Raw genomic sequence first — 11,890 nt, 5'->3', positions numbered from 1 at the left:
CCGTCCCTGATTCGCTTTATTACGCATGTAACCGCTGCGAGTGTCCCTTTCAAACGTTTATCTCTTGTTAATTTATGATGGTATTATATGCAACATGAGCACGTCATGTCAAGGTGATGCGCTTATTCTTTTTCGTCAAAGACAGCGTCAACTTCATATTCCAGCAAATGATCCCAATCATCATTTTTCAGAAGATCAAGCTGAGCTTCGATGAGCATTTGGAAACGAGTTCTAAAGACTTTCGACTGTTTCTTGAGCTCTTCGATTTCCATTGCAATCTTTCTTGATTTTGATAACGCTTCGTTGATAATACGGTCTGCATTTTTCTCAGCTTCACGAATGATCAATTTCGCTTCTTTATCAGAATGACGCTTCACGTCTTCTGCTGCTTCTTGCGCCACAAGAATGGATTTGTTTAATGTTTCTTCAATTGTTGCAAAATGGCCTAGTCTTTCATCAAGCTCGTTGACTTTGTCTTCAAGCTCGTTCTTTTTGCGAAGTACGATCTCGTAATCTTTACGTACTTGGCTTAAAAACTCATTTACTTCATCTTCGTCATAGCCGCGAAAACTTTTTGTGAATGTTTTATTATGAATATCATTAGGTGTTAATGGCAATCTTGCCACCTCCAGATTCAAATTCGTTATGTCAGAAGCTCAAATGTTACTTTGAATTTATCTTTTTTCGTCTTCCCATCAATTGTTTTTAAGCTAAAGCGGCCAAATCCCCTGACAGAGAGCTGATCACCTTCACCAATTGTAAAGGAAGGGTCTTCAGTGACTTTCCAGTTTACTTTGACAAGACCATTTTTGACCAAAAGCTGTGCTTTTTGCCGAGACTGACGGCTGACAGCAGCACATACAGCGTCAAGCCGCAGTGAAGAAATCGTATCTTCTTTGATATCGGTTTTGCTGATGACTGGCTGAAGATCTGCCTTGCTGATTTCCTCTAATGAAACAGATGCTCTGCCGACATGCGTCAGCTGAGCCCGAACAAAATCGGCAACATCGCTTGTACAAATAAATTGCACGTTGTCCTCTGAAAACAACAAATCACCGAATTTTTGACGCTTCAGGCCTGTCCCAATGAGCGAACCGAGAAGGTTGGGGTGTTCTATCGAAATAAACTTTTTCGCATAGTTCACCTGAAAATAAGTCAGTTCAAAATCCTGTATGGTCGGTGCTAAATAGTCAGGATAGATCAAAGCCCTTTTCCGCTCCGCTTCCTCATAACCGCCAAAAAACATGAGACCCAGTTCATCAGAATGCTGAATCACGGACTGGGTAATGAACTGCTCACGCGGATCAAGAAAGTCTGTTAATTTCATTCGATATTGATCGAGTGCGATGTTTTTCCAGCCTAATACTTGGTCGACAAATGGCTGTTCGTCTTTTCTAAAATGTTGATAAATATCGCTCATTTTGTTCCCCTTTTATGTAAAAGAGCCTGGCAGATGCCAAGCCCGGCAGCCTGTTTACATGAATCGTACAATCATATTATAAAGACCAGTTAGTCCATACAATGATGCGAAACGAATCACAAGCAATGCCACAATTGGCGAGATGTCGATCATGCCAATTGGCGGAATAATTTTACGGAATGGTTCTAAATACGGTTCGCAAATGTTTGTCAAGAAGCGGCCAATCGCTGTTTCTCTTGCAGATGGTACCCATGACATAAAGATGTAAATAATGATCGCGAATGAGTAAATCGTTAATACAGTCTGTAGAAACTGAAAAATGTAATATAGAGTCACTTTGGTTTACCACCTCTGAGGTTCTTCCTCTGTCAATAGCTCTGATATTGTGCCAGATACATCCACATTATCAGGAGTGCAGAGGAATATATTCGAGCCAATACGCTGAATGTCTCCACCGATTGCATAAACCGTTCCGCTTAAGAAGTCGATGATTCGCTTTGCTTGATCGTGCTGAATGCGCTGCAAATTGACGACGACTGCACGCCGATTTTTAATATGATCTGCAATCTCTTGAGCCTCTGCATAAACACGCGGCTCACTTAACACCACTTTAGAGGATTTTTGCACGCTTTGCAAGCTGACGACATTTTGTTTTCCTGCCTGAGGACGCTCTTGAAATGCCGCTTTATCTTTTGTGTTTTTTTCTTCTTGTGCTGGTTCTCTTTCTTCATCAATATATTCGTACTCATACTCTTCATCATCGAGTGTGAAGAAGCTTTTAAACTTATTTTTTATGCTCATGTCACGCACCTCCTGTTTCATTTCCAACAAGTGAAGAGCCAATCCGAACAAATGTCGCACCTTCTTCAATTGCGATTTCAAAATCGTTTGACATGCCCATCGATAAATGCTGACAAGGTGCATTTACTTGGTTCAGTTGTTTTACCTCTTGTTGAAGGCTTTTTAATGTTTTAAAACAGTTTCGTATCACCGTGTGATCATCTGTAAATGGAGCCATCGTCATGAGTCCAGCAATTTCAATATGTTTGAAATCAGCCAGCTGTTTGACAAATGGAATCACGTCTTCGCTTTGTAAGCCGTGTTTTGACTCCTCAAGTGATGTGTTCACCTGTACAAAACAGCGAACCGTGTGATCCGCTCTTTTTTCAATTTCATTCGCAAGGGACATTCTGTCTAGCGAATGTAAGTAGTCAATGGTCTGAATGACAGATTTCACTTTTCGCGTCTGTAAACTGCCGATGAAGTGCCAGCTAATGTTTTCATCGGTTATGGCTGCCTGTTTTTCAAGTAACCCTTGGTCACGATTTTCACCAAAGTGCAAAATTCCGGCATCCTTGGCTTCTAATGCTCGTTCAATCGAGACATACTTTGTGACAGCGACAACCGATACATCGTCTGGATGTCTACCTGCTCTTTTACATGCTTCGTTTATTTGTTCATTTATTTGTCTGAGATTCTCTCGTACATTCAATTGCACTTATGCCTCCTTAAACCCGACAAAAGACATCATACGTCCTGTTTTCCCTTGATCACGCCGGTGTGAGAAGAAATGCTGCTTATTGCAACTTGTGCACATCGAACTGACATGTATGTTTTCTTCTTTTAATCCTGCATGAAGTAATACGTTTTTGTTTAGTGTTTTTAAGTCAATTTTGTATTGTCCTTGTGACATCTCGGAATACACATCCTCTGTTGAAAAAGGAAGCTGTTTCACTTGATCTATGACAACATCATCTACTATGTAGCAGCAGCTGCCAATGGATGGTCCAATGACGACTTGTATATGATCGGCATCAGCGCCTTCTTGGCGAACCCATGCATCAACCATGTTGGCGCCAATTTGTTTGACGGTTCCTTTCCAGCCGGCATGAGCCGTTCCAATCAGCCCAGATTGCGGCGCTAGAAAATAAAGCGGAACACAGTCAGCGAAACAAAGAGCGAGCATGATGTTTGGTTCAGAGGTGTATAAACCATCTGTTCTAGAGAGTGCTTCATCATACTGAAGACTTCCTCTTCCCTTTTGTTCCTTCGTGACTTTCATGATGCGATCCTCGTGTGTTTGGTCAGCAAACACCCAATTAGAGAGCGGCACAGCAGTAGCATCTGCAATGACTTGACGATTCATTTGGACACTAGAAGCATCATCTCCTACATGGAGTCCAGTGTTCATTGATTGATATGGAGAAAGACTAAAGCCGCCATTTTTTGTCGTAAAACCGGCCAATATCTCTTTTCCAGAACATGTCATGTTCGTCCAATCATGAATTAGCATTGCATAAGGTGATTTCTGCTGAAAGGGGTCATATTTGTCTATCAAAGCTGCCTCCCACCTTTCATTCATCTCTCTTTATATCGCTCCTATTTTACCACAAGACCTGCTAAGACAGTTAGTGGGATTCATTAAATATTACACTCAAATGTGCCCTTTCTACAGGTTTTTTTTCAAATTGATATGAAAACGTAATCTTTTTACCCGAAAAAGACATTGATTGCTGAGAATGGAGAGCTTGTTTTAAGGAAAATTTGATCTATTAGTTGAGGAATTTACACAAATTAAGAAGACAAACGGACAAGTATCACATCTTCGCCAATTTTTACTATATTTCGCCACGGGACAATCATTTCCTCTTCTTTTCCGAAAAATCCCATCATTTTACCTGTACCGCCAATGATAATCGCTTGTATTTTACCGCTCGTGACATTGATATCAATGTCTCCAATAGTACCTAATTTTTTTCCGCTGGACACATCGACGACATCTTTGATTTGGAATTCAGAAATACTGATCATCTGTCCTTCCCCGCCTTTCGTTTTCTACTATAATATGTATGATGGAAAAGCAGGGAAGCAGACCAATAGTTTCTCTTATCTACAATTTACTTAAGTGAGGACGGCCGTTTTGCCACATGACTTCGACTGGACATTCAAAAAAGGAAGAAAGCAAGTCACTTGTCATTATCTGCTTTGTCTCCCCTTTATGAAACACAGTACCTTCTTTTAATAATAAGGTGTGCTGAAAAATCGGGAGAATCTCTTCTGCATGGTGGGTCGTATAGAGCAATGTGGGCGCATCTGGTTTTGATGCAATCAATGAGATCGTCTCTAGCACCTGTTCTCTTGCTAAAAAATCAAGGCCCGTCACAGGTTCATCTAATATTAGGAGCTTCGGATCATTCATTAAAGCTCTTGCGATGAGCACTTTTTGTTTCTCTCCTTGCGACAGGGTTTCATACGTGCGATTGGCATATTGAAACGAGCCAAATGTTTTTAATAAATCAATCGCCTTCTCTCTTATCTCATCTGTCGGTGTTTCATAAAGTCCGATGGAAGCAAATGCCCCGCTCAAAACAATTTCAAATGCATTGTCATCTCTGTGCAGCTTCTTTTCAAGACCAGCAGAGATGAGACCAATTTTCTTCCTTAGTTTTTCACCAAGCGCTTCCTTGCCAAACACATGGCCTAACACCGTCATCTCACCTGACGTTGGAAAATAATATGAGCAAAGCATATTTAATAAAGCCGTTTTCCCAGCACCATTTAAACCATAAAGCACCCAGTGTTCCTGGTTTTTCACCTGCCAGTCAATAGAACGAAGCAGCCATTTTCCATTTCGTTTTAAAGAAACATCCTTCAAGTCAAGCGACACGATCTTTTCCCCCTGAATAAAAATTCTGAATATACAAATAATAACGTCTACAGCATATCGCAAATGTTTCAATCAGTAAACCTAACGCAAAAAAGCTGCTCCCTATAAGGAACAGCTTTTTTCCATGGTTACGAAATTTCAATTCGTACGCCTTCTTTAATATCAGGAAACGTATGTGGGGATGCAAAGACAGCTCCCGGTAATACATCATCAAACGGCTCTTGGAAGTAGATCGAAATATGGCCGAGTTCCTTAAAGTTGTCATTTGCTTTATTGCCTAAAGCAGTAATGGTATAAGTTTGGTCGCCCACTTGAATCGTTCCGCCTAATTTCAGCGGCTCTTCTTCTAAGTGTTCAAACTCATGAATGACAGACATATCTCTTAATTCCTGCGGCGCTGCTGGTCCAAATAAAACAATCAGCTTATCTTCTTTAAACTGCGGGACTAATATCCCAATTTCTTTTACGACAGATTGTGTTACCATGTATCTCGATTCCTCCTTTAATACGTTTAATACATACCGAAGCTAGCAACGTATGCGATCACAACAGATAGAACGCCTGTAATGAGACGGCTATACAAAACAGCTGGTACCCCATATTGTACCGTTTCCGGCTTCGCTTCACCAAGTGATAGCCCAACCGGGATAAAGTCACACCCTACTTGACCGTTGATTGCAAACAGTGCTGGAAGAGCAAATTGAGGCGGAATGTTTCCTAGTGCAATTTGACTACCAATCAGTACACCGATGACTTGTGCGATGACTGCCCCAGGTCCTAAGACAGGCGATAGGAACGGTAAGGTACAGACAACAACGAGCAGTAAGAGCCCCCATAAAGATCCTGCCAAAGGTGAAAGGAAATGGGCAATCAGATCACCGATTTTTGTATAATTGATAATTCCAATTAACATACTGACAAAGGCCATGAATGGAATAATGTTTTTAAGGAGCATATCAACAGAATCACGACCAGCTTGATAGAATGTGCCGGTTACTTTTCCGATTCCTCTTGAGAATCTCATGAGGAAATTCCCTTTTTCTTGACGCTCGATATTTTCCTCTTTCAGTTTTGAATAGGTTTCTTTGAAATTCTCTTTGTCAATTGGGCCGCTGCTTTCTTGACCTTCTACATTCCCTTCACTATCAGATGCTTCAGCAAAGGAAATATCTTTTTCTGTGACACCTGATACGAAGATATCCTCTGTAATGTGTTTTGCAAGCGGTCCAGAAGGAGAGGATGCCAGCACATCGACAGTAGGAATGCGTTTCATTGGATAAAGCCCAATTCGCGCTGTTCCTCCGCAGTCAATGACAACACACATCATTTCATCTTCTGGTATAGAATTTTTAAAGCCATCACATGCTTCTGTCCCTGTCATTTCTGCAATTTTTCGTGCAACTGGGTGAATGCCTCCTCCTGTAATGGAAACGACCTTTCTTCTTTTACCGGTTGGTTCAAGCTCTAATCCTTTTCCCCATCCGCCAGCACCTTTTGCAACAAATACTTTGTGGTTTGTCATGTCTAACCCTCCCCTATTGTGAATTCGCTTTCATTTTTCCTGCTAAGTACTTTGTGATCCATTCCGTAATGATTCCGCGAAGTAAAATGACAACGATCCCGACTAAGAAGTAACGAACAGCCAGCTCTGACATAGAGTATCCAGCTTCTTTAATCCCGTTCGCAATTCCTAAGTAGACAAACAGTTCTCCTGCGTTGGCATACGGGAACAGCGATGTCACCGGATGAACAAATGAAACAGCTGAATCATAGAATGCTGGTTTTTGTTTTTCAGGTAAGAAGCGGCCAAACGTATAAGCCATTGGGTTTGTCAAAATAAGAACGGATAAGATCGGCATTAACGTATAGCGCAAAATGGTATATTTCGCTGCAAACTGAATCGCTCTATTCACTCGCTCTTCTCCAATAAACTTCATGACAGCATAAGTGAAAGTAAGTAACACAACAAGCGTTGGAACGATACCTGTAACAAGACCCATGAACTGCTTTCCGCCGGCTTCAAACATCCCGATAAAGTGCTCTCCAAACCATTGAATCCATTCCATGTTTCATCTCCCCTTTCTTAGTTCACATTTGTTATATTTTTTTAGAAATCGAGACAAGCGCCTGCTCCGCTGCCATGGAGAGTGCTTGCATGACAGCTGGTCCCCTTTTGCGCTTTTTCAATGTTTGTTTCATCATGTGATGCTCATCAAGCACAGCCCCCACATGTTTTCCTTCATAGGAAGGCAGTTCCTTAAATTTAGACAAAATCGAGACGCCGCCCAGCACATGACACTTTTGAATGATGTATGATTCATCGACAATGATGAGCGCAATGGCTCCAGGACCAAATTTGCGCCGCTCCATTCCTGAAAACAAGTGATAGCCTTGTTTCCCTTTATAGTCGTCAATCAGTGAATCCATGCTCTTGCGGTAGTACTTGATTTGAATAAACGATAAACCATACTGCACAATCAGAATAATACAAAGTACGATTGCTAATTTTTCCATAGCCTCACGTCCTTATGATTGAAATAAGTGATCTTGTAATGAACGCAGCTTCCAGACCGTTGTGCTTGCATCAAGTTCTACATCATCATGAGATAGGAATTGCCCCAATTTGATATCTTTTTTCGCTACCACTTTTCCGCTGATTAAGCCAATTGGGATGTGGCCGTTCGCTTTCATGTCTTGATGTGTTTCAAGTACACCTCTTACGGAGTATCCGCCAATACCATCAAGTGTTTCTCCTGCTTTAATATCTCTTTTCGCCACAGCGACAGTTTCTGATACTGGTACACCAATTGGATGGATTGAAGAATCGTGTTGTAAGACTGCTTTTGCGATCGTCACTGGTGTTTCAAGACTTGCTAAGTGGAAAGGACGATACAGTGTGTAGTGAGGACCTTTTCCAACTTTTAAGTAGCGAAGTTCTTCATCTACTGGCTCAAGATCACTCTTGACGATGACAAAGACACCTGGTGCAAGTCCGTTTACATATTCAACGACTCCGAAGTTATCCAGTACGCCGCCTTGCTGTTTTTGATTTAATTTATCTGCTACATTTTCTAAATTCGCTTCTACTCCATGCATGCCGACTTTATCAGGCAAAAGTCCTGTTGCATTACTTAATAGGTTCATTTCTGCCATCGTTTTTGTTCCGTCTTGGAATGCTGCCAGCATGTGGGCACTCATATGTTTACTATCTGCTTCAGCTTTACACGTATCTGGGTTTGCTTCTGGGAAGAATGGGTTGTTCTTACCTTTCCCAGCAACCAATACTTCAAGCCCCATTGTTTTTGCAAATTCGTATAGTTCTAGCGTTGCTGCTGGTTCATCTCCAGCTGATCCAGAGTAAACAAGTCCTGCATTCGTGAATAATTTATGCATGACCAAGCCGATCGTAATATCGACTTCTACATTTAAAAGAACGAGATGTTTTTTTGAATTAAGCGCTTCCAAAGAAATGTTTGCTCCGACCTCTGGAACACCTGTTGCATCCACAACGACTTCCACAGAATCTGATTGAATCACTTCTCTGTAATCATTTGTGACGACCATTTGATGTGGTTTCGCATGTTGCTTGTAAAAATTCGCTGCTTTCTCAGCTGCACTAAGATGAATATCACAAACACCTGCGACAATCATGCCTGGAATTTTAGAAATTTGTGAAATGAGTCCAAACCCCATTTGACCTGCCCCGATAATCCCAACTTTGATTGGATCTCCGCTGCGTTCTCGTGCTAACAATTGTTGATAAATTGACATCTAAATCATCCTTTCAGGTTTTCTTGCTTCACAATAGATTGCTAGAAAAATAATCTGAAACTTTTAACAAATGTTATAAAAATTAACAAAAATCTGTTTACTGTAACATTTGTTATTTTATTTATCATTTGTTATGAACTTAGTTTATATGATGTGTCAACTTTGTGTCAAGATAAAATCGATAAAATTCTCAATCTTTTTGAGTCTAAAGACTCAAAAAAACTACCTAATCGGCTTAGGTAGTTACTTTAATAGGGCATCTCCGGTTTGTTCATCTGTAATTAACACATGAATTAATCCACCTTCTAACGCTGCCCTGATCGCTTCAATTTTCTCTTCTCCTCCAGCGACACCAATCACAAGAGGGATCTCTTTCAGTTTTAGAGGACTGATCCCCATCACCCGGTCGTTCCACGGATGCGGATACACTTCACCTTTATGATCAATAAAGTTATAACAAATGTCGCCCGCAACATCTTTCGCTTGCAGGATATCTTCCTCACCACTTGTCATATAGGATTTCACCATCGTTGAATGTTGCGGAACCCCGCCTATTCCTACGACCGCGATATTTGATGATTCTCCTAATTCAATGACTTTTTTGATCGACGGCTGTCTAATGAGTACATCTTTCGCTTCTTTCGTATCAAGCATGACAGGCACATGTAAAAACTCACATTTGGATTTGAGTGCTTCTGAGCATCTTCCAATAATATAGTTGGCATGAATATCAACATCTTCATTTCCGACGCCTCCGACAAGCGGAACAAATGTCACAGATGGAAAATGCTGAACAGACGTAAGCGCTTTCGCCATTTCATGCAAGGTTGTCCCTGATGAAAAACCGATGACTTGTCCATCCTTCATGACTTTTAATAAAAAGCCCGCAGCCGCAGCTCCTATTCGACTTTTTGTTGTTTCTTGACTGAGAGATTCCACACACACGACTTCTCGCAGCCCGTATTTTCGCTCTATTTTTCTTTCTAACGAACCATATTGTTGATTTACTTCATCATGAATAATGATTTCCACGATTCCTGCTTCACGTGCTTTTGCCAAATATTTCGATATGAGCGAACGGCTAACCCCAACAGCTTCTGCAATTTTAGATTGAGTGGCGCCTTCTTCATAGTACATATGCGCAACCTTAATGAGCAGCCTTCTTTCATCATGGAATGTCATAATAACCCTTCTTTCCGCTTCTCTATTCCCTCACAAATGATATTTTAAATAACATTTGTTAAAAACAGATTAAATGAAAAAAATAACAGAGTCAATACTACAGATGGGTTCTCTAAAAAGAATGAAAAAAGCCGCACATCAGCGGCGGCTTTAAAAAATATTTTTATTCATTTGTTTGATTGCTGCTTTTTCAAGCCTTGATACTTGTGCTTGAGAAATGCCGATTTCTTCTGCCACTTCCATTTGTGTTTTGCCTTGGAAAAAGCGTTTACGAAGAATCATTTTTTCTCGATCATTCAATCTGCGCATTCCCTCTTTTAAGGCCAATTCTTCTACCCATTGTGTATCTTTGTTCCGTTCATCACTAATTTGATCCATCACATAAATCGGATCTCCTCCGTCATTATAAATCGGCTCAAACAAAGAAACAGGATCTTGAATGGCATCTAGGGCAAAAACAATTTCCTCATGAGGGACTTCTAACACTTTGGCAATGTCTTCTGCCGTTGGTTCCTTGCTTGTCTCACTAATCAGTCTCTCACGGACTTGAAGCGCCTTATAGGCAATATCTCTTAGTGAACGAGACACCCGGATGGGGTTGTTATCGCGCAAGTATCGACGGATTTCTCCTATGATCATAGGGACCGCATAAGTTGAAAATCTGACATTGTGGCTTAAATCAAAATTATCAATTGATTTCATTAATCCGATACAGCCTACTTGGAAGAGATCATCAACATACTCGCCTCTGTTGTTAAAACGCTGAATCACACTTAAAACCAACCGCAAATTGCCATTGACTAGCTTTTCTCTTGCTGTATCATCACCTTCATCTTGCAGCTGTCTGAATAATTTTCTCATCTCGTCGTTTTTCAGAACAGGCAGTTTGGAGGTGTCGACTCCGCAGATTTCCACTTTATTTCTGGACACTTTTTTCCCTCCCTACAGGAGCTGTTGTACAAAGTTCAGTATCTCCGTGGGATGGAAAAATATGCACGGTCTACGACGAGAAAGATGTGAAAAAATGGTGATCCCTTTGACAGTGCAGGGATAAAGCTTTCAAAAAAAATTTTTTAGACCATCTTATTAAATTCTTTTTGCAATCGTTTAATAATTCTTTTTTCGAGCCTTGAAATATAGGACTGAGAAATACCAAGCATGTCGGCAACATCTTTTTGGGTTTTTTCTTCACCGCCAACTAAACCGAACCTCAGTTCCATGATCTGTTTTTCACGATCGTTTAATTGTTCTAACGCTTTTTTCAGTAATTTTTTATCGACATTTGCTTCAATATCCCGGGTGATAATATCATCATCTGTCCCAAGTACATCTGATAAAAGCAATTCATTTCCGTCCCAGTCGATGTTAAGCGGTTCATCAAAGGATACTTCTGAACGGATTTTATTATTTCGGCGCAAATACATCAAAATCTCATTTTCAATACATCTAGACGCATATGTGGCCAGTTTGATCTTTTTTTCTGGATTAAACGTATTTACTGCCTTGATGAGGCCTATCGTTCCGATACTAATCAAATCCTCAATATTAATGCCTGTGTTTTCAAATTTTCTTGCGATATAAACGACCAATCGCAAGTTTCTTTCGATCAAAATGGCTCTTGCTGTTTGATCCCCTTTAGGTAATTTAACGAGCAATTCTTGTTCTTCATCCTTTGATAACGGCGGAGGCAGTGCCTCACTTCCACCAATATAATAAATCTCATCACTCTTTAGCCCTAGCTTCATGAGAAGTTTATACCAGTAGTAAGTGAGTTTAAATTTTAATTTTTTCATCTTCTTCTCCCTTCTAAATGTCCAGTTGACTTCGTAAGATAAAAGACATCACAAAAA

At 40.5% G+C, this 11,890-nt stretch carries 16 protein-coding genes and 1 other annotated feature (1 of these 17 running past the window's edge); all 16 genes read right to left on the bottom strand.

All coding sequences use genetic code 11. The annotated features are described in order from the left end of the window. Positions 1-63: a binding site (T-box leader), on the bottom strand; it reaches 175 nt to the left of the window's first position. Between the two features lie 59 nt (positions 64-122). After that, entirely contained in the window at positions 123-617 is a 495-nt protein-coding gene (locus MHI20_RS01435; RefSeq protein ID WP_008344947.1) for a DivIVA domain-containing protein, read from the bottom strand. Positions 618-643: 26 nt separating this feature from the next. Then, positions 644-1,420, bottom strand: a complete 777-nt coding sequence (locus MHI20_RS01430; protein WP_017367204.1) for a YlmH family RNA-binding protein — start codon at positions 1,418-1,420, stop codon at positions 644-646. Between the two features lie 54 nt (positions 1,421-1,474). Then, a complete protein-coding gene (locus MHI20_RS01425; protein ID WP_024720319.1) occupies positions 1,475-1,756 on the bottom strand; it encodes a YggT family protein in 282 nt (93 codons plus the stop codon). Between the two features lie 6 nt (positions 1,757-1,762). After that, complete coding sequence (gene sepF / locus MHI20_RS01420) at positions 1,763-2,221, bottom strand: cell division protein SepF (RefSeq protein ID WP_017359354.1); 459 nt, start codon at positions 2,219-2,221, stop codon at positions 1,763-1,765. Between the two features lies 1 nt (position 2,222). Next, positions 2,223-2,912: a YggS family pyridoxal phosphate-dependent enzyme gene (locus tag MHI20_RS01415; RefSeq protein WP_026050091.1), complete on the bottom strand. Its 690-nt coding sequence runs from the start codon at positions 2,910-2,912 to the stop codon at positions 2,223-2,225. Between the two features lie 6 nt (positions 2,913-2,918). Continuing rightward, complete coding sequence (gene pgeF / locus MHI20_RS01410; RefSeq protein WP_268355681.1) at positions 2,919-3,782, bottom strand: peptidoglycan editing factor PgeF; 864 nt, start codon at positions 3,780-3,782, stop codon at positions 2,919-2,921. A 212-nt stretch (positions 3,783-3,994) separates the two neighbouring features. Continuing rightward, positions 3,995-4,231, bottom strand: coding sequence for a YlmC/YmxH family sporulation protein (locus MHI20_RS01405; RefSeq protein WP_008344958.1), 237 nt, complete (start codon positions 4,229-4,231; stop codon positions 3,995-3,997). Positions 4,232-4,310: 79 nt separating this feature from the next. Beyond that, positions 4,311-5,087: an ABC transporter ATP-binding protein gene (locus MHI20_RS01400; protein ID WP_024720316.1), complete on the bottom strand. Its 777-nt coding sequence runs from the start codon at positions 5,085-5,087 to the stop codon at positions 4,311-4,313. Positions 5,088-5,215: 128 nt separating this feature from the next. Next, on the bottom strand, positions 5,216-5,572 hold the full coding sequence (locus MHI20_RS01395) for a PTS glucitol/sorbitol transporter subunit IIA (protein ID WP_007499733.1): 357 nt from the start codon (positions 5,570-5,572) through the stop codon (positions 5,216-5,218). Positions 5,573-5,598: 26 nt separating this feature from the next. Beyond that, entirely contained in the window at positions 5,599-6,609 is a 1,011-nt protein-coding gene (gene srlE, locus MHI20_RS01390; RefSeq protein WP_024720315.1) for a PTS glucitol/sorbitol transporter subunit IIB, read from the bottom strand. Positions 6,610-6,622: 13 nt separating this feature from the next. Further along, positions 6,623-7,153 (bottom strand): PTS glucitol/sorbitol transporter subunit IIC, encoded by a 531-nt coding sequence (srlA, locus tag MHI20_RS01385; RefSeq protein ID WP_003210918.1) that lies wholly within the window; start codon positions 7,151-7,153, stop codon positions 6,623-6,625. Positions 7,154-7,184: 31 nt separating this feature from the next. Further along, the gene (locus MHI20_RS01380) at positions 7,185-7,601 is read right to left on the bottom strand and encodes a transcriptional regulator GutM (protein WP_340936369.1); all 417 of its coding nucleotides are present in this window, start codon (positions 7,599-7,601) and stop codon (positions 7,185-7,187) included. A gap of 12 nt (positions 7,602-7,613) precedes the next feature. Next, positions 7,614-8,858: an NAD(P)H-dependent oxidoreductase gene (locus MHI20_RS01375; RefSeq protein WP_007499740.1), complete on the bottom strand. Its 1,245-nt coding sequence runs from the start codon at positions 8,856-8,858 to the stop codon at positions 7,614-7,616. A 243-nt stretch (positions 8,859-9,101) separates the two neighbouring features. Then, complete coding sequence (locus MHI20_RS01370; protein ID WP_024720314.1) at positions 9,102-10,040, bottom strand: sugar-binding transcriptional regulator; 939 nt, start codon at positions 10,038-10,040, stop codon at positions 9,102-9,104. A gap of 150 nt (positions 10,041-10,190) precedes the next feature. Further along, a complete protein-coding gene (sigG, locus tag MHI20_RS01365) occupies positions 10,191-10,970 on the bottom strand; it encodes an RNA polymerase sporulation sigma factor SigG (RefSeq protein ID WP_003211879.1) in 780 nt (259 codons plus the stop codon). 143 nt (positions 10,971-11,113) lie between these two features. Beyond that, a complete protein-coding gene (gene sigE, locus MHI20_RS01360) occupies positions 11,114-11,833 on the bottom strand; it encodes an RNA polymerase sporulation sigma factor SigE (protein ID WP_007499746.1) in 720 nt (239 codons plus the stop codon). Positions 11,834-11,890 lie beyond the last annotated feature (57 nt).

Source organism: Bacillus sp. FSL K6-1106 (assembly GCF_038005245.1).
GTDB classification, from domain to species: domain Bacteria; phylum Bacillota; class Bacilli; order Bacillales; family Bacillaceae; genus Bacillus; species Bacillus altitudinis.
The sequence above is the reverse complement of the archived record's forward strand: the minus strand, read 5'-3'. Positions and strand labels throughout refer to the sequence as shown.